The organism is Acinetobacter sp. ANC 4636, from assembly GCF_054454555.1.
The window spans coordinates 16824-36057 of the sequence record NZ_JBTKVD010000017.1; the positions used below are offsets into that span (position 1 = coordinate 16824).

Consider the following 19234-nt stretch of genomic DNA (forward strand, 5'->3'; position numbering starts at 1 on the left):
CAGATTAATAGGTATCGCATGAACTTGGGGATGACGAAGTATTTGTCATCGTTAAAGTGCAATTCCCTTTGGTCGCTGTCAAAGAGTAGCTACTCGCTGTAGATGTCACTGCATAGGTAAAAACATCTTCACTAGGCTTCCATGAGGTGAAGGCTGTTTTTACTGCTGCCGTATTTGCTGCAGTGGCAACAGGATAACTTAAGGTTCTTTGATAGGTATTTTCCAAAACTAAACTTAGAGCCACCACATCAGATTGAGCAGCTTTAATATGTGCTCTCTTCACATAATTCCCATATGCAGGAATTGCAAAGCTGGCAATTATGGCCAATATGACAATCACTATCATCAGTTCGATTAAGGTAAAACCTTTAAATTTAGATATGTTATTCATCTTTATATTTGGTAATAACCCATTATTTCGTTTGTAAAAATTGGCATTTTATTACAAATAAAACATTAAATCATATTTAATTTTTTAAGAAGTTAAATTGCCAAGTGACATAATAATATTATTCAACAACTTAATATCAACAAAAAAATTGTAAATTTTGTGATGCGATTCACAAAAAATAACTTTTCCTAAGCTAAAGATAAGCTTCAATCATTTTTTTATTTTTTATCAAAAAAACACCATTAGCAATAATGTTCATAAGGTGTGATGATTTTCATCTATTTTCGTTTCAAGTGAAATACATCACTGGAGTATTAATCAGAATATTTTTGTACTACAGGACATGATGGATTTGACTATATTTCTCTAGTTCAGTAGCTGTTTTTAAATATTGTCCTTAGCTGACGATAAATGAAAAATTGCCAGATCATGCAACACATCAAAACAGTGTTTTGGTCAATTGACCTGACAAAAAAATTGCGATAGTTCATTTAGCAACAGTGTTACATGCAGCAAAAATACTGAGGCAATGCTATAAATCATACAGTACCCCTTGTAGTGCTCAGATAATCGCTAACACTACGAATTAACCCGACAAATGAGCTCCATAGAAAAACTGCAATCAAGCCAATCAACGTTGCATTTCTTTTGCTGATTACGATTTAAGCCACTTATAAACTTTTTGATAAAGATGAGGAGAAAACAAACCCATAAAGTTTGATTATGCATGCAAAACTTAAATGGTATAGAAATTTAAATTAAATATTTATATATCAATTACTTAGATTTTGTTAATTCTAATCCATTCAAGTCATGGAATTATTTTCAAGCATAAAAAAACCACATAGTCGCGAAACTATGTGGTTAAAACTAAGAAACTACAGCGTAAGTATTCTTTCGAAAGATAAAATATATAACAAATACACCTTTAATGTCAAACATAAATATCACGGTAGCTTATCAAAGTACGATTAATGACTGTCAGACCGATGATTTATAGCTTGCTGGATACAACTGATTAATTGCTCCAATGCCTGTTGTATCCGTTCATTCAGATTGAATGAACAATTAATCCGGATAAAATTTTGTGTCAAGGTATTCAAACGAAATAGACTACTTGGCGCAATGGCAATTTTATATTCAAGCAATCGCCGATACAGTGACATGCTATCTACATGTTCAGGCAATTTGACCCACAAAAAGTAACCACTGGAATAATAATAAATCTCACATTGCATCGACAAATGTGCTTTTAGAAACTGGTAAAACACCTGTTTATTGTGTTCAAGCTGCAACCGCAGTTGCCGTAAATGTTTTTCATAATGATGGCTAGGTAAAAAATCCACTAGAGCATGTTGCACCAAAGTACTGGCGGATAGCGTACTCATCATCTGTAAATGCTGAATGGCATTGGAAAATTTACCGACATGAACCCACCCTATTCGAGTCCCCATGCCTATGGTTTTGGAAAATGAAGAACAGTGCAACACATAGTTATGCTGATCAAAATACTTCATCGGCAGCGGTTTTTGTGCGCCGTAATAGAGCTCCTGATAGACATCATCTTCAATCAAATACACCTGATGTTCATGCAGCAATTTGGCAATTTGAAATTTAATGTCATTACTGACTGTAAAGCCAATCGGATTATGTGAATTGAGCATGAGCCAACAGACTTTAATCGGGTATTTATTCAATGCAGCTTCAAATGAAGCCAAATCAAAGCCATGTTGCGGATGCTCAGGAATGGTAATCACCTTTAAACCTAGCCGTTCCGCCGCTTGCCATGCGCCGTAGAAAATATTTTGCTGAAGTAAAATAAAATCGCCTGCTTTGGTCAGGGCTTGTAAGGAAAGATTAAGCGCCTCCAATGCACCAGAGGTAATGACAATATCATTAGCATCGGTTGGAATGCCTTGCAGACTATAGCGACTCGCAATAATTTTACGCAATTCCAGATTACCTGGAGGCATACTATCTGAATTCAAATAGCTGCGTTTACGCTTGGCATGCTGAGCAATAATTTGCATCAACTTGGCATTATAGAGCAAGTCCGAACAAGGAAATGCCGAACCGAGCGGTACAATTTCTTCATCCTGTGTAGCTTTTAAATAATTAAAAACCTGAGAGTTAATTTCAATATGGGCGTTGAGATTGGTTTCAGGGTGATGCGCTAGCGCTTGTGTAGCCAAATTCCCAGCAACAAAATAACCCGATTTTTCTTTGGAATAGACCAGACCTTGCGCTTCAAGTTCCTGATAGGCATTCAGTACCGTCATTAAGCTAAAGCCCGAACGCTGCACCTGTTCACGCAAGGATGGAAGTTTGCTGTGGGCTTGCCATGAACCATTTTCAATAAGTGCCCGTATGCTGCGCGCCAGTTGTTCTGATTTATACATAAGTTATCAAGACAAACCCAATGTTGAAAAAATGATCAGCGACTTCTTTCATTACGTCTTTTAAACAAAACAGATTGGTAAAAGAAGTCACGCTATTGTTTTAATGCAGACTGGCTTTGGCAAGTAGCAGTAAACTACGGAACAGCCCCGCAACCACTGCCAAGCTCACAAAACCACATAACCATAATACAATAAACCATTGCCATTGCTTGAGTTGCAGTCGTTTAGTCATGATACCCTTCATCACCTACCCGCACTTTGTCTTTAAACACCCAATAGGCTAAGCCTGTATACACCAAGATAATTGGCAGCAAAATACACGCGCCAATCAACGCAAACAGTTGACTGCTATATGGCGCAGCCGCCTGCCAAATCGTGACAGATGGAGGAATAATATTGGGCCATAGACTAATCAGGAAACCGACATACGCCAGAGTAACCAACGCCAACATATAGATAAATGGAAGTCTCTCCTGTTGATGCTGACAAGCACGATGCAGTTGATAACTGACCCAAAGCACCAACACAGGCACCAGACTCAAATAATACAGATTAGGCAAACTAAACCAGCGTGCTGCAATTTCAGCATGTTGCAACGGTGTATAGATACTCACACCTAAAAAAATCACCAGTAATGCAAAAAGTAATTTAGGCATCAGTTGATACATGCGTTGCTGAAGTGTAGATTCGGTTTTCATGATCAGCCATGCGCAGCCCAAAGCGGCATAAACCAGTACTACGCCAATCCCTGTGAAAATTGAAAATGGAGTCAACCAGTCCCAGGCAGCTTGCTGTGGATGAATTCCCTGAATATAAGCCCCTAAAATCATACCTTGAAAGAAACTGGCAAGTACCGATCCCCAAATAAATGCCTGATCCCACAAATAACGACTGCGATGCGCTTTAAAACGAAACTCAAATGCCACGCCACGAAAAATCAGTGCAACCAGCATAAACATAATCGGTAAATACAGTGCTGACAGCACCATCGAATATACTAGCGGAAACGCGGCAAATAACCCTGCGCCACCTAAAACCATCCATGTCTCATTGCCATCCCACACAGGCGCAACGGTATTCATCATTACATCGCGTTGCTGCTTGTCAGCAACCACAGGAAATAAAATCCCGATGCCCAGATCAAATCCATCCAGAACCACATAGATCCAAACCCCAAGACCAATAATCCCAACCCAGATTAATGACAAATCGATCATGATTTTTCCTCCTCATCGAGATCTTCGGCATCTAGCATACTCATTGGGCGCATTGGCGTTTTAAAATGCCCAACACCCGCAGCCTCCTGATGTTCTAAGGTTTGATGCTGTGGTCCTTTACGAATCAGTTTGAACAGATAATAAAAACCACTACCAAATACCACGCTATACACCAGCACAAAAAGCGTCAGACTCAGTCCAACCTGTGGTGCAGACACCTGATGTGATAAACCATCGATGGTTTTCAGCAAGCCATACACCACCCATGGCTGACGCCCAACTTCGGTGGTGACCCAACCCGCCAGTAAGGCAATATAACCACTTGCGCCCATTAACATGGCAAAACGTAGAAAGCCACGGCTGTCATATAAACGCTGACGATAACGCAGCCATAGTGCCAGTACCGACATCAGCATCATCAGCATACCCATCGATACCATGACACGGAAACTCCAAAACACCAGTAATGCATTGGGACGTTCATCACGCGGGAAATCTTTCAGACCTGTCACAGCGCCGTTCATTTCATGGGTTAAAATTAGGCTGCCCAAATACGGCACACCCAGTTCAAAATGGTTTTTTTCTTGCTGCATGTCAGGAATAGCAAACAGTAACAGTGGCATTGGCTCTTGGTGATTGGTTTCCCAATGCCCTTCAATCGCTGCGAGTTTGGCAGGTTGATGGTGCAAGGTATTTAAACCATGTTGATCACCAACAATAACTTGTAGGCTGGAAGTCAGTAACACCATCCACAGCCCCATTGAAAATGAGGTTTTCACCAAAGCATCGCGCCGTCCTTTGAGCAAATGCCATGCCGATGCACCTGTCACCAGTAAACCTGATACCAAAAATGCAGCGATGCCCATATGTGCAAGGCGATAAGGAAAACTTGGATTAAAGACAATCGCCCACCAGTCTTTAGGCACCAAAATACCATGCTCCAAGGCAATGCCTTGCGGAGTCTGCATCCAACTGTTAGAGGACAAAATCCAGAACATGGAAATACATGTGCCAATGGCGACCATGAGGGTGGCAAAGAAATGCGCTTTTTCACCCACTCGCCCCCAGCCAAACATCATAATCCCCAAAAAGCCTGCTTCGAGGAAAAAAGCACTCAGCACTTCATAGGTTAACAGTGGGCCTGTCACGCTGCCTGCAATTCGGGAAAACTCACTCCAGTTGGTACCAAACTGATACGCCATGACAATGCCAGATACCACCCCCATGGCAAATGCCACCGCAAAAACTTTCAGCCAGTATTTAAACAAGTCCTGATACAACGAGTTGCGGCTACGCAGCCATTTCCATTCCAGAACCGCAAGGAAACAGGCTAAACCAATCGAAGTCGCAGGAAAAATAATATGAAAAGAAACAGTAAAGGCAAACTGCATTCTTGCCAAAGCAAAAGCACTCAGACCAAAATCCATAATCACCCTCTACTTCACGAAGGTATTTAATACATTGCAAAAATTCATAACAGATGCTCTGTAAATGATGACTTTGTTATGATGCAGAGTGACCTGTTTAATTGTTAGATACAAAATAAGATAGAAAAACCATAACAGTTTTAAAAGAAATTCTGCAGATTAATGGTTAAAAAGCTTCATTAAATCATTGATTAACTCATTTACAGCACATCTAGTTTAAAATAAAGACTCATCTGTTATAGTTTTTTAGAACAGATTTGTATCTACTCAAAAGACAATATATTTCTCAAAATAGACTTAAAAGTTCTATTGAGGAATCAGCACATGAACAACGATGATGAAAACAAAAAATCAGTACAAAAGTACGCAGACAGCAGCATTTCAGACAAAGCCTTTAAAAACTTACTGTTCTGGTTTGCGCTATATACTGTGCTGTTTTGTGTTGGTGTGGTCTTCGCCGTTGGTGCGGACATGAAATAATGAACCAGTGCACACGAGAACCGCTCATGTTCATCACGCCTGAATTACAGCATTTGCCACGAATTTTTAATTTAGAGCATCTTTCAGAACCTGTTCAGCATCGCCTGAGTATGGAATACATGAATCTGGAAGGTGCGATTTTACGGGCAAAAGTCGTTCGGGCATTTGGACGGCAAAATCTGCATTACCTGATTCAGGATGCAGTACAGGAACAGGACGTCAATCTGGGATATGTATTTAGCCCATTTATCTTTGCCAATCTGAACAAGCCTTGTATCTACAGCACACCCAATACAGCCATGATTGAGAATATTTTGGGGCGTTTTGGGCAAGTCGACTACAAGATCAAGGCAGACTATGCACTTGATGCCATGCACATGTATTTAGATATTAGAGAATCTACCTACTCTGATACAGAAATGTTGCAGTTAGGCTTGCTGCGCGCCTTGTGTCGCCCTGACCTCAAGCATGTTTTTCTCATTACCGATACCACAAAGTTAAATACGCAGGCAATTACGGAAATTGAGCAGTTTCTCAAAATCCATATCCACCCGATTCACAAGCAGCGACAATCGGAATGGGTCGTTCCTGTAGCAACCGAAATTAAACTAAAAAAACTGCTGTTTAAACATAAAGATGAGCAATATATGGCGTTATGCGAACATTTTTCTCAGCAAAATGCCGAATTACTCAAACGCTGTGACAGTTTGAAGCTAGAACAAAATGCCCGCTTGATTGAAGATATGTTCTATAGCGAACACATCTTCGAAAAAATGTCGGTCTATAGTGAGTATATTCAAACCCTTTCACAAAATGCACTGCATGGCTGAGTATTTTGCTCAGTCATTTGTATGTTTTTGCTGTGCAACGGTATCTGGTGTTTTGATTGCAAACTGTTGTAGCAAGTGCTGTAACTGCTCAGAAAACTGCTGTTGCAAATAGAGTTCTGACTGCGTTTGTTTAAGCTTTCCTTGGGTTTGCTCAGAAAACTGCTGTTGCAAATAGAGTTCTGACTGCGTTTGTTTAAGCTTTCCTTGGGTTTGCTCGAGCTGCTGCTGTAATGACTGGTGTATCTGTTCGGCTTGCTCTAACGTATCTTGCTGCTGTTGAAATTGCTGCTTCAGCATTGAAAATGTTTGTGTCTGTTGTACATATTCTTGTTTTAAATCAGTCAGTTCATCTTGATGTTGTTGATTTTTTTGCTGCAATTGCTGAATTTGACTGTACTGCTGTTCTAGATATACAGCCTGTTTGGTGTGTTCCGTGTGCAACACAGAAAGTTCATTGTTTTTGATCACAATGGTTTGCTGTAACTGTTGAATCTCAGTCTGTAGTTGCTGCACTGCCTGATCATGGCGCCGTAGATCCTGCTGACGCTGTTCCTTGACTGACTCTCGGTAATGCTCCAATGCTTGTTGGGCATGCTGAAACTTATCTTCTAACGCCAAACGGTGCTGTTCATTTTGTTCAAGTAAGGTATTTAAATCTGTGGTTTGCTGTTCTAAACGATTGCGCAAGATGGTTTCTTGTTGCAGGTTCTCTTTTAGCTGTTGCTGAGTCTGCATCAGCTCATCTACACGGATATTTTTCTGCTCTAGTTCTGTTTGAGTGTTTGCCAATTGTGCATTTAAATTCTGAATCTGCTGCTGTTGCTCTGCTTCACGTTGCTGCATTTGCTCCTGAATAAGATTAATTTTCTCTTGTGCCTCCTGATGCAGCTGCTCAGAAAGTCGCTGTACCAAGTTTTGCAGCGTTTCACTAATCGAGGGTTGTGCAATCACATCCTCATCTTCTTCCTCAAGCTCTTTTAAGTACTTATGAATCGTACTTTTTGAGCCTGTATTCCCGAGTTCAATCCGTACAGCATCGACAGATGGATATTTTTCTTGTGCTAACAACGTATCACGGGCTTTCTTGACTTGCTGCTTGCTGAGACCTGTACGGGACATACTGCACCTTAATATCATAATGTATTATGTAATACATAATAACATAATAAAAATAAGCATCATTATTTAAATTTAATTTGATATTAAAAGCAGGATAATTAAGGATTATCCTGTGTTATATTGATTTGGGCAAAATGAGGTAAATCTGGCATTACACCTCGGTACGCAAGCGATCTTGGAGCTAAAAACGCAAAATGAACCGTCTGGATCAGTATTTACAGGCTGCGACACGGGAAAATACCCGAAAAAGTTACGCTTCTGCGCTTAGACACTATGAAGTGGAATGGCAAGGTTTATTGCCTGCGACTGCGGACAACATCGCTCAATATCTGGCAGATCATGCTGAAATTTTATCAATTAATACATTAAAACAAAGACTTGCTGCACTTTCACAGTGGCATGTTGAACAGGGTTTTCCTGACCCGACCAAAGCCCCATTGGTGAAGCAGGTCTTTCGCGGCATCAAAGCGGTACACCCAGCTCAGGAAAAACAGGCAAAACCGTTACAACTTCTAGAGCTTGAACAGGTGGTGAATTATCTGGATCAAGACATTGCTATACAGCAAACACAGGGGAATTTTGCGCAGGAAATGCGCTTGAAACGCGATAAATCTTTATTATTACTGGGTTTTTGGCGTGGTTTCCGTGGTGATGAACTGACTCGTTTGGAAGTGGAAAATATTCAGGTTTCCCCTCAAGAAGGTATGCAATGCTTTTTGCCTTATAGTAAAACTGACCGACAGTTTCAGGGACAAACATTCCGAGTGCCTGCTTTGGCTCGGCTTTGCCCTGTACAAGCCTATACCGACTGGATCGAGATCAGTGGTTTAACAGAAGGCTTTGTATATCGAGGGATTCATCGTTATGGCAAGTTGTCTGATCAGGGTTTGCATATCGACAGTTTATTGCCCTTGCTCCGCAAAATATTCACGCAAGCGCAAATCGCAACACCTGAAAGTTATAGTACTCACTCATTACGCCGTGGTTTTGCCAACTGGGCAAGCCAAAGTGGCTGGGATGTCAAAACACTGATGCAATATGTAGGCTGGAAAAATGTTAATTCGGCATTACGTTACGTGGAAGCAGCCAATCCTTTTCAGGGCTTTTCCAAGAATTGGCTGGAAAGTAAAAATGATGGTTAGTTTAAGCCAGCGGTCTTAAGGTCAGGATTTGTTCACTGCGCCCGAAAGGCCCTTGTTCATCATGCAAAATCGAACTGGTCAACCCAATCCCATCTTCGCCGTATTGCTGCACGGTTTCCAATCCTAGCCAACGCCCATGGGGTAAACGGTGTAAATGAATTTGTAAGTCCAGATTGGCAAATGACCAAGAAAATTGCTCTTTTTGCCGCGGCACAATTCCGTTTGCGGTATCCACCAATCCCATTAAGTGCACAAAATCACTGGTTTCATGACCTTCCACCATATCGATATGCGTGTTGAGCCAAACAATCCCTTTGCCTGCGCGGGTCAGTGAAGCATGGGTTCTGACTTCTACACTTTGAATAAAGCCACCTGGCCACTGTTTTAACCGTTCTTCAGGCAAGCTATGTTCGGGCTGTGAAATGCTGTCATCTTCCAAACCTGCAATTGCACGTGAATCCAGAGTTTGCATGCGCCATGCCCGCGCCACAACGCAGGTTTTACCTTGTGCCTGCATTTGCGCTTCAATCAGCTCAATGGTTTTTCCTGCACGAATCACTTGTGTCTGAATGATAAATTCGCCCGCAGCAATTAAACCGAAAATATCGAGGCTAATCCTGCCAATACGCATATGTTCACGCGGAAAAAACTGTTCTAGCTCAGCACATAAAATCCCTGTTGCAGGTGCCATATGCTGTTCATGGCTATTCCATGCGCCCTGTGCATGAATCGTTGAACGGTAATGTGCAGTCGTCACTTGCTTCTGTGTATCTTGATGGCACTGTAACAATTGATAATATGCAGTCATAAAAAATCCCTATTTTTGTTTATTATTCTCATGAATTGTATGTTGCTACGCGACAAAAACCAAGTCACTGAAATGGTCAGGTCAGTTCATCATTTAAGCTATAAGGTTGCTCAAATCACACCGAAGAAATGCTGATCTGCCAATATATACATTAGATATAAAACTCTCTACAATCAGCGTAATAAACCGCCAAATTGGCTTAGTGTAATGAGTGTCTGGCTCACATGAATAAATCTTCTTATCTACAACCGATTTGTCGGGTTTTCACAGTCTTAGCAATTTCTACAGGTTTGGTCGCTTGTGGTGACAACTCGCTTTTTTCTAAAGATGATGAAAAAATTCTTCAGGAAAAACAGATCAAACGTCTGATTCCCCCTCATGCGAGTAACCGTGAGTCTTGGGCGAAAGATATGAGCGACATTATGGATGAACTCAAAATTGAGAAATCCAAACAAAATGTTTGTACTATCGTCGCCATTATCGATCAAGAATCTAATTTTGTTGCGAACCCCCGTGTACCAGGACTCGGTAAAAAAGCGGTAGCTGAAGTGAATACGCGCCTGCAAGAAAAATTTACCGACAAACTGGGTGAAACGCTGGGAACGCCTATTGCGGGTTATTTTGAAAAAGTCTTAAAAACCCAGCCCACACCTGAAAACAGCTATTTAAAACAGCTTGGAAAAGTTAAAACTGAACAGGATGTTGATGTACTGTATCGTCAGATTTTTGACTATATGTCGAAACATTATCATGTCAGTGCTTTAACAGGCGCCGCCAAACTAGTTGGTCAAGATATTGGCGAACGTATGAACCCAGTTACCACTTTGGGTTCTATGCAAGTCTTGGTGCGTTATGCACAAGATCATCAGCGTGACCGCATGAATGTCAATGAACTCCGCGATTATTTATATACACAATATGGCGGCATGTACTACGGCATTCACCGTCTAATGATGTACAAAGCTGACTATGACAAACCGATTTACCGTTTTGCAGACTATAACTCGGGTATGTATTCAAGCCGTAATGCCTCTGTCCAAAAAGCATTAAATACATTAACCGAATCTGATTTGTCTTTAGATGGTGACTTATTACTGTATGATAAAAATGAAGATATACAATCTACTCAAAGTTCGACCGAATTGGCAATTAGCAAACTGTTTGCACAAAATAGTGTGATTATTACCGCGCGTCAGTTACGTAGTGATTTGAAAGAAGAAAAAACTCAAAATTTTGAGAAAACCCAGACCTATTTAACCATTGCCAAGCTCTATCAACAAAAGACTGGAAAAGAAATGCCCTATGCAGTTATGCCGCAAGTGGTGATTTCTGGGCCAAAACTGAGCCGTGATTACAATACCAACTGGTATGCTAGCCGTGTGAATGGACGCTACGAAACATGCATGCATCGCGCCAAACGTCTGAAAGAATCTTGATTGAGCAGGGAAAAACCCTCGCCCTATTCGATTTTGATGGCACGCTTTGCCTAAGCGATAGTTTCACGCAATTTATTTTCTATACCTTGTCGAAAAGGCATATTCTTCGGCAAGGTATTAAAATTTTGCCGTGGATTCAGGGCTATTATCTGAACTTGTACCCTGCGGATGCGATGCGTACCAAGCTTTATAACCAAATGTTTAGCCAGCAAAATCTACAAGAAATCGAAAGCTTGGCATCGGAATATAGTCGTGAGCTGTTAGAACATTTAAATCCTGTCATTTTGGCGCAGCTTAAGCAACATCAGGATTTGGGTCATGAGGTGGCAATTGTTTCTGCATCTTTAGATTTATATTTACAACACATTGCTCAATATTTAAATGTGAGACTGATTTGTACTGAAACGGAAAAGCAGCAGAATATTTTGACGGGGCAATATGCAAGCCCTGATTGTAGTGGTGAGCAAAAAAAAATAAGAATTTTAGATTCTTACAATCTTGAAAATTATGATCAGATCTACGCGTATGGCAATAGCCATGAAGACAAACAAATGTTGAGCCTAGCGCATTATCCTTTTATGGTCGGCAAAGACCGACTTCTGCCTAGCATTCCTTGCAAATCACACTAAGCATAGCAGGCGCTCCACTGAAGCGCCTGTTCATTTGATCAAGTTAAGCAACTTTTGGGAAAAACACACTTTCACCACAAATTACGCTTTGCATCGCATGTGGATGAAAGCTGATCGTTAAAATATGCTGATCAATCTGAATATGATAATCATGAATCAAGGTCGAAATACCATGTTGACTATCGATTAAATACTCATCAACAATATTTAGAATGCCTTCTAGATTAATTGTACTTGACGCACGGTCTTGAGCAAATAAATCATAAATGGTTTGTAGATGGAAAGTGACTTTCTGTTCTGTTGGATGCTGTTTGATGTATTTTTCCAAAAACAACACCATTTTGTGTGCAAAGAAAAAATAATCGGGTTTGTGTAGATATTCCATGTTCATCTTCTTCTCCTTAAACCTTTTTCAGACCATTTTGATCAAGTTTCCTTATGGTTTTGAGGTAAGAATATCACCTTAAAAAAATCTTAAAATATCTATTTTGTTTACATTTATTATCGTTATATGAAAAAACATTACTTTTTATAAATTTACGATATTCATGAATCACAGCAATGTAAGCTATTGAATCCACACACCAATAATTTTCAGAAAAATGTGAGTTTCTGACATTCTTCCTATGTTGTATTAAAAAATAATAATCCTAAACAGCAGTTAAAATATGTAAAAAACTGCTACTTTTTTTACATGTTGATCCAAATAAAAAGCCATTGCACAAGGCAATGGCTTTATTACAACTGGATAGCTTAACCCTGAATTTTAATAATTGGTTTGAGCGTAATCCCTTTTTGGCTGTCGAGAGCCGCCTGATTGATTTGTTCAAAGTCGTAAAACTTGACCAATTTATCAAATGGGAATAATCCTTGCTGATAAAGCTTGACCAATTCGGGAATAAACTTTTTCGGTGCACCGCTACCTTCAACTACACCCATAATCATTTTTCCACCGAGCAGCAAATCGTTGACATCAAACTGTGCATTTGTTCCCAGAGGCGGCGCGCCAACCACTGCAATTTTGCCCAAAGTCCCCAAAGCATCAATGCCTTGCTTTAAGATTTCAGGGCGACCTGTTGACTCCAGTGCAAAGTTAACCCCACCACCTGTAATGTCTTTGATGGCTTGTACAGGGTCTTGTTCCTTGCTGTTAATCACATGGGTTGCACCTAACTCTTTAGCCAGTTCCAAACGAGATGGCACAACATCTACAGCAATGACGGTGGTTGCGCCACAGATCTTGGCAGCAAGTAATGCACTTAAACCCACTGCACCTGCGCCAAGTGCAACAAAACTACTTGCAGGTGTAACCTTGAGAGCGTTGATAGCGGCCCCTGCACCTGTCTGAATACCACAACCCAGTGGCCCAAGTAGCTCTAGTGGTGCATCTTTAGGTACTTTAATCGCGTTGTTTTCTCGGCTTAAAGCAAGGCTCGCAAAGGAAGATTGTGCAAAGAAATGGTCATGCACAGCATCATGCTGATGGTTGCATAACGCCGTATGGCCTTCCAAGTCAGCGCCACCAAAGTTACGCCCGAAAAATTCGCTACAATACGCAGGATTACCTGTATTGCATTGTGTACATTTGCCACAGTAACCGTAGGTCAGTACCACATGATCACCGACTTTCAGGTCTTTAACATCTGGGCCAATGGCTTGAATCACACCAGAGCCTTCATGCCCAAGCACCGCAGGTAATGGCACGGGATAATACTGGTCACGCACAATCAGGTCGGTGTGGCACATGCCTGTCGCGACAATTTTCACTAGGACTTCATCGCGCTGCGGTTGGCGAATTTTTAACGGCTGCAACTCAAAATCTGCGCCTTTACATGCAGTCACGGCTGCGGTGATATCTAATAGTTCCTGTTGAATCGTCATGGTTTCTTTCCTTGTGTTGTTGTCATTCAAATCAATTAAAATAGATAGTTAGAATGGATAATTGGGCGCTTGAGTTTGAATGGTCATCCATTGCCACTGCGTAAACTCATCCAGATTTGCCAAACCGCCAATTCGTGTACCATTGCCCGATGCGCCAAAGCCACCAAATGGATTTACGGTTTCATCATTTACAGTCTGATCATTAATATGCAGCAAGCCGACTTTGAGCTGCGCACCAATTTGCATGGCATGTGCCACATTGCTGCTGATAATCCCTGCCGATAAGCCATAATCGCCCATATTGGCCAGTTCTACCGCTTCAGCATCACTGGAAAATGGAATCAGTACCGCAACAGGGCCAAAAATTTCTTCACTAAAAATCGGATTATCAGCGCTAACGCCTGACAAAACTGTTGGCTGGAAGAATACGCCGTCTGCTTTACCGCCGATGTCAAGAATAGCGCCGTGAGTGACTGCATCATTCACCAGTTGCTGTACTCGTTGGCTTTGTTTGGCATTGATCAAAGGTCCAAGATTGACATTAGGGTCGGTTGGATTGCCTATCACAAAGTTTTTGACTTTCTCAATCAGGCGTTGCTTCAGTGGTTCATACAAACTTTCATGCACCAGAATTTTTCCTGAGGTCATGCAAATCTGCCCTGAGTGTAAAAATGCACCCCACGCCACATTTTGCGCGGCAAGTTCAAGGTCGGCATCAGGCAAAATGATCAGTGAGTTTTTGCCACCGAGTTCCAATGAAACTTTTTTCAGGGTTTTACCTGCATTTGCCCCTATGATTCGCCCGACCTGTGTTGAACCTGTAAATTGGATACTGGCAATATTAGGATCAAGTGTCAGTGCTTCACCAACATCTGCTCCTCCAGGAACAATATGCAATAAACCTTTAGGCAAACCTGCAAGTTCAAAAATCCGAGCAATAGCAAAGCCACTACAGACTGCTGTACGTTCATCAGGTTTTAGCACTACAGCATTTCCAAGTGCTAATGCAGGTGCAACTGCACGCAGCGCCAAATATAACGGGAAGTTAAACGGTGAAATCACCCCAATCACACCCAAAGGCACACGTTTTGCCAGACTAATTTTTCCTGTTTGTGTCGGTAAGATGCTACCTTGCTCACTGGCAGGCAATGCACTGCAATGCTTGAGAATTTGCAGGGAAATATGCGTTTCAAAACCTGCTTTAAGCTGAATCGAACCACTTTCACGCACTAGCCAGTCGATAATTTCAGGTTGATGTTCTGTTAAAAGCTGAGCTGCGCGTTCAAATACGGCTGCACGTTCCTGATAGGGCAATACCGCCCACGCTTGTTGTGCCTGTTTGGCACTGATGGCAGCCTGTGCAACATCGTGCGCCGTTGCACAGCCCAGTTGCCCAAGCACTTCACCTGTTGCCACTTCTGTAACAGGCAGGCTTTGTGTTGCAGCAAGCCATTCACCGTGAAATAAACGCTGATTCCAGATGTGTGCATCTAATAACGACATAATACAACTCCTTGATTAATATTATTATCCTGTCAATTAAAACAAATATAGCAAACGGAAATTTGCACCGAGCTGCTTTTTAAAACCACTTTCCACTTTGGTGTCCGAGGTCAACTGTGCACTCAACTGGGTTTTGGCATTTAGCATATGTTGATATTCAAAGCGGACTTGCTGGGTTTTGGTTTGGGTATTTTGATCAACCCCATCCAGTTCCTGTTTACCGCCATAGGTTGCCGAGTAACCCAGTGCGACACGTTGTTTAGGATTGAAGTCATAACGCAAATTGGCTTGCGTTTGGTAACTGGTATGTTGTTTTAAAGTTTGGCTACCATTGCCTGCCTGATCATTATTGCCATAAAACACGACATCTTGATAAAACTCGGCTGACCAGTTTTTATAAAGTGGCTCAACCCAGCCCAATTGCAGGTCATATTTAAAGCGGTTTTCACCCAAATTGACGCTTTCGTGTTTGTTGTATTGACCTACAGGCAAATAAATCAGTGGGGTCAGACCCACATAACGCCCTGAAACGCCTGCCTGTGGTTGATTGATTAACCAAAAGGTTGCGCCAATGATCGGATCGGCAATACCGCTGGCATCATTTAAATGCTGTCCACCAACGCGGGTGTTATACACTGTTCCAAATGGCAGTAAAATTTGCGGATCGATAGTGATATTGCCAATTTTGGTAAAATGAATCAGACGCAAAATCCCGATATCCGAATGAGATTTGGCATCAATTTTATCGCCATTAACATAATAACCGTCGGATTCGCCGTGTTGATAATATAACGCTGCAACATCGGTTCCTGCGGGCAACGCAGTATAATCGCCTGTGTTGACATCGACTGCATACGCACTGTGAATTGCTGTGAAGCTGGCTGCGAATGCAGCAATTTTTTTAAAATCTGTAAAAAACATTCGTCAAATCCCCTGACTGAAATATTGTCCTTGACTGCGTGTGAACCTCAAACGCGGGTCGCAAGTAGCGATATCGTCCTGATCAATAGCTACCTGTGATACTTATGTTATCTGCAGCAACTGTGCCAATCTTATAATTGTTTATATTTCAGTGGTTTATATTTTTAAATTTCAACTTCATGTCCAGATACTAGACAAATTCAGGTGAACACTGTCCAAATACTGGACAGTGTATCCTGCTGATTTTAATGTAAATATTTATAGACTGTGGTTCTGGAAATATTCAGACGTTTCGCCGTTTTAGACACATTGCCTTGTTCCTGTTGCAGTACTTGCTGAATCAGTTGACGGGTTTGTTGTTCTAAATCAGCTGGGCTTGTAGATACTTGTTCAGTAATTGCAGATGCAGGCTGTTCAGGTAAATATAAATGTTCCAGTATTGGCTTTTCAGACAATGCTACCGAAAGTTTTAAGATATGAATCAGCTCACGAATATTGCCATGCCAGTCATATTGCTCAAGTTGCTGCTCGACCTGTACAGACCATTGTTCTACACCTAACTCCTGCAAAATGTGCTGCATTAGAATCAGTTTGTCATTACGTTGTCGTAATGGTAGTAACTGCACTTCATAACCGCGAATACGGTAGTACAAATCACTACGGAATTGCTGCTGTTTGACTTGAGTTGGTAAGTCCTGATTGGTCGCACAAATCAGCTTAAACTTTGATTGAATCGGCTGTCGTCCACCCACCCGATAAAACTGCTGATCTTGCAAAACACGCAGCACTTTGACCTGTAGATGCATCGGCAAATCACCAATTTCATCGAGAAATAAAAAGCCCTGATCCGCAAGCTCAACCAGCCCTTTTTCGCCTTTGTGTTTGGCTCCTGTAAATGCGCCACCTTCGTAGCCAAACAGTTCTGATTCCAGTAGATTTTCAGGAATCGCACCACAGTTGATTGAAATAAAAGGCAGATTTTCAGGGAATTGCTGGCGAATCTGCTGGGCAAAATGATCTTTGCCTGTACCCGTTTCCCCTGTAATCAAAATCGGAATATTGGCACGAATTGCTTTGACCGCTTGTTGTAATTGCTGTTGTTGCGAAATGACCGATTTTCTAATAGCTTGGCGTGGTATGGTTTGAATTTGTGGGCGATGCTGCCGCGCATAAAACAAGGCATGGTCGCAACTTTGAATCAGAAAATCACCAGATTGTTGTATCGTCGGCATCAGGAAAAAATGTTGTAAAGGCTGCCCAAGTACGTCATGAATATCTCGATTGAGCAGCTTAAGTGCCATTTGATTGGCTTTACGAATGATTTGTCGATCATCATATTCCAGCATCGCGCTATAAGCATTGCCAAGCAAATCAGGCGAATGCTGAAAAATCAGTAAATGCTGTTCAGATTGCTGTGTAAGGAGCTGATTTTCCAGTTTATAGGTCTGATAGAGTAAATGTCTGAGCCAGTTACTGGCGAGCAGACCTTGTCGGGAAGTAATGTCGAGCGCACCCAAAACACCGCCTTGACCATCAAAAATCGGAACCGAGGCACAGGAATAATTGCTAAATTCATCCAGATAATGTTGATGACCGACCATAATCAGGGGTTGCTGACAAGACAAGCTACAGGTCGGGGCAATCGCACCAAACACCGCTTCATCGACAATTCGCCCAGTCTGTAAAAAACTATAACTTTGATGGGCAAAGTCATTGTGCTGCTCGGCAATAATTTTACGTTGCTGATTGATCAGAAAGACACTGATGTCCTGTTGCCCAAAAATTTTCCATGTATCTTGCAAAATCGGCTGTGCCAGTTCTGCCAAGTATTGGTCGCTGTCTGTGAGTGCTGCATGTGGAAAATCACGCAGATCAGACACTTTGGTTAATGGGCTTAAACCTGCCTGTCGGGATTTTTGCCAGCCCTGAATAATGGGGGAATCTGCCAAAATGGGATTGGGCAAACTGCCCGTTTCAAAAAAACGATGTTTAATATCCTTCCATGGATAATTTGCGTGTCCGTGCATGTCCTCATCCTATTTAAAAATAAAATAACCCAATCATTCACAGGAACAATTGGGTTCGGCACAGCATGTTATTCCTGTTTGTTCTATACAATAAAACCTTTTAAGCACTGATTAAAGTGTTCAGGCTGCTCAATATTGGAAATATGCGAGGCTGCAATCTCAGCGAGTGTTGCGCCGTGAATTTGCTGTTGCATAAATTGCCCATCGGCAACGGTAGTCACAGGGTCGGCAGAACCCGCAATAATCAGCACAGGAATCTGAATTTTGGCAATTTCATCACGTAAATCGGTATGAGCCAAAGCTTCACAGCACTGTGCATAACCTTCAGCGCTACCTGCGGCCAAGTCATTACTTAACTTTTGAATTAAGTCGGGGTTATTTTGTATAAAACCTTCAGTAAACCAGCGAGTTGCTGCCGTTGCTGCAATCGGTTGCAAGCCTTGTGTACGTACCAATGCCGCACGCTCTTGCCAAGCTTGCGCTTGTCCGATTTTTGCTGCGGTATTGCACACCACCACTTTTTTAAAGCGTTCTGGAAAATAGCGCGCCAACCACTGACCTGTCAGACCACCCATCGAAATACCACAAAAATACGCAGTCTGAATGTTGAGGTGATCCAGTAAATCAATCACGTCTTGTGCCAGTTCCGCACAGCCAAAAGACTGTGTCGCCGTTGAAGATGCGCCGTGTCCACGCGTATCGTAAGCAATAACAAAAAAATCTTTCTGAAAAAATTCAATTTGTGCTTGCCACATGCTGAGATTAGTTCCCAGCGAATTAGAAAATACCAAAGCAGGATTTTTAGCATCACCAAAGGTTTGATAGTTCAGCGTAACCTGCTGTGGAGTCAAAAAATTTGGCATTGGTTTATCCTTCTACTCGCTCAATAATCAAAGCAATACCCTGACCGACACCAATACACATTGAACATAAAGCGTATTTGCCACCTGTCTGTTCAAGCTGGTTTAAGGCTGTAGTCACCAGACGTGCACCTGAAGCACCGAGTGGATGACCCAGTGCAATT

18 protein-coding genes and 1 pseudogene are annotated in these 19234 nt (G+C 41.7%); 5 read left to right on the plus strand and 14 right to left on the minus strand.

The features are described 5' to 3' along the window. Nucleotides 1–4 precede the first annotated feature (4 nt). From ACX1N5_RS14030 to ACX1N5_RS14050, 5 genes are all read right to left on the minus strand, one after another. A complete protein-coding gene (locus ACX1N5_RS14030; RefSeq protein WP_131382483.1) occupies nt 5–391 on the minus strand; it encodes a type IV pilin protein in 387 nt (128 codons plus the stop codon). 971 nt (nt 392–1362) lie between these two features. Beyond that, nucleotides 1363–2790, minus strand: coding sequence for an aminotransferase-like domain-containing protein (locus ACX1N5_RS14035; RefSeq protein WP_131382484.1), 1428 nt, complete (start codon nt 2788–2790; stop codon nt 1363–1365). Nucleotides 2791–2890: 100 nt separating this feature from the next. Continuing rightward, nucleotides 2891–3022 (minus strand): hypothetical protein, encoded by a 132-nt coding sequence (locus ACX1N5_RS14040; RefSeq protein WP_458803086.1) that lies wholly within the window; start codon nt 3020–3022, stop codon nt 2891–2893. Then, nucleotides 3015–4007 (minus strand): cytochrome d ubiquinol oxidase subunit II, encoded by a 993-nt coding sequence (gene cydB, locus ACX1N5_RS14045; RefSeq protein WP_458803088.1) that lies wholly within the window; start codon nt 4005–4007, stop codon nt 3015–3017. Before cydB ends, ACX1N5_RS14040 begins: the two co-directional genes overlap by 8 nt. Beyond that, nucleotides 4004–5434, minus strand: coding sequence for a cytochrome ubiquinol oxidase subunit I (locus ACX1N5_RS14050; RefSeq protein ID WP_458803090.1), 1431 nt, complete (start codon nt 5432–5434; stop codon nt 4004–4006). Before ACX1N5_RS14050 ends, cydB begins: the two co-directional genes overlap by 4 nt. A 324-nt stretch (nt 5435–5758) precedes the next feature. Here ACX1N5_RS14050 and ACX1N5_RS14055 point away from each other — a divergent pair, with 324 nt between their 5' ends. After that, nucleotides 5759–5914: a hypothetical protein gene (locus ACX1N5_RS14055; protein ID WP_458803091.1), complete on the plus strand. Its 156-nt coding sequence runs from the start codon at nt 5759–5761 to the stop codon at nt 5912–5914. Between the two features lie 26 nt (nt 5915–5940). Continuing rightward, a complete protein-coding gene (locus tag ACX1N5_RS14060; RefSeq protein ID WP_458803640.1) occupies nt 5941–6744 on the plus strand; it encodes a hypothetical protein in 804 nt (267 codons plus the stop codon). A 9-nt stretch (nt 6745–6753) separates the two neighbouring features. On the opposite strand, the gene ACX1N5_RS14065 is transcribed toward ACX1N5_RS14060, so the two are convergent. Then, the gene (locus ACX1N5_RS14065) at nt 6754–7863 is read right to left on the minus strand and encodes a DNA-binding protein (RefSeq protein ID WP_458803095.1); all 1110 of its coding nucleotides are present in this window, start codon (nt 7861–7863) and stop codon (nt 6754–6756) included. Between the two features lie 194 nt (nt 7864–8057). Here ACX1N5_RS14065 and ACX1N5_RS14070 point away from each other — a divergent pair, with 194 nt between their 5' ends. After that, a complete protein-coding gene (locus ACX1N5_RS14070) occupies nt 8058–9005 on the plus strand; it encodes a site-specific integrase (protein WP_458803097.1) in 948 nt (315 codons plus the stop codon). A gap of 1 nt (nt 9006) precedes the next feature. On the opposite strand, the gene ACX1N5_RS14075 is transcribed toward ACX1N5_RS14070, so the two are convergent. Beyond that, a complete protein-coding gene (locus ACX1N5_RS14075) occupies nt 9007–9813 on the minus strand; it encodes a thioesterase family protein (protein ID WP_458803099.1) in 807 nt (268 codons plus the stop codon). Between the two features lie 224 nt (nt 9814–10037). Here ACX1N5_RS14075 and ACX1N5_RS14080 point away from each other — a divergent pair, with 224 nt between their 5' ends. Next, entirely contained in the window at nt 10038–11249 is a 1212-nt protein-coding gene (locus ACX1N5_RS14080; RefSeq protein ID WP_458803100.1) for a DUF1615 family protein, read from the plus strand. Beyond that, entirely contained in the window at nt 11213–11878 is a 666-nt protein-coding gene (locus ACX1N5_RS14085; RefSeq protein WP_458803102.1) for an HAD family hydrolase, read from the plus strand. Before ACX1N5_RS14080 ends, ACX1N5_RS14085 begins: the two co-directional genes overlap by 37 nt. A gap of 43 nt (nt 11879–11921) precedes the next feature. Here ACX1N5_RS14085 and ACX1N5_RS14090 read toward each other — a convergent pair whose 3' ends face one another. From ACX1N5_RS14090 to ACX1N5_RS14120, 7 genes and pseudogenes are all read right to left on the minus strand, one after another. Continuing rightward, nucleotides 11922–12269 (minus strand): hypothetical protein, encoded by a 348-nt coding sequence (locus ACX1N5_RS14090; protein WP_116730363.1) that lies wholly within the window; start codon nt 12267–12269, stop codon nt 11922–11924. A 362-nt stretch (nt 12270–12631) separates the two neighbouring features. Beyond that, complete coding sequence (locus tag ACX1N5_RS14095) at nt 12632–13759, minus strand: NAD(P)-dependent alcohol dehydrogenase (RefSeq protein WP_458803104.1); 1128 nt, start codon at nt 13757–13759, stop codon at nt 12632–12634. Nucleotides 13760–13807: 48 nt separating this feature from the next. Next, nucleotides 13808–15262, minus strand: a complete 1455-nt coding sequence (locus ACX1N5_RS14100) for a benzaldehyde dehydrogenase (protein ID WP_458803106.1) — start codon at nt 15260–15262, stop codon at nt 13808–13810. Nucleotides 15263–15298: 36 nt separating this feature from the next. After that, nucleotides 15299–16183, minus strand: coding sequence for a transporter (locus tag ACX1N5_RS14105; RefSeq protein WP_458803108.1), 885 nt, complete (start codon nt 16181–16183; stop codon nt 15299–15301). Between the two features lie 245 nt (nt 16184–16428). Then, nucleotides 16429–18210 carry a sigma-54-dependent Fis family transcriptional regulator gene (locus ACX1N5_RS14110; protein WP_458803110.1) on the minus strand — a complete coding sequence of 594 codons (1782 nt, stop codon included), beginning with the start codon at nt 18208–18210 and terminating at the stop codon, nt 16429–16431. Between the two features lie 83 nt (nt 18211–18293). Next, nucleotides 18294–19073: a 3-oxoadipate enol-lactonase gene (gene pcaD, locus ACX1N5_RS14115; protein WP_458803111.1), complete on the minus strand. Its 780-nt coding sequence runs from the start codon at nt 19071–19073 to the stop codon at nt 18294–18296. A 4-nt stretch (nt 19074–19077) separates the two neighbouring features. Further along, nucleotides 19078–19234: pseudogene (locus ACX1N5_RS14120) on the minus strand (acetyl-CoA C-acyltransferase); the annotation flags it as partial.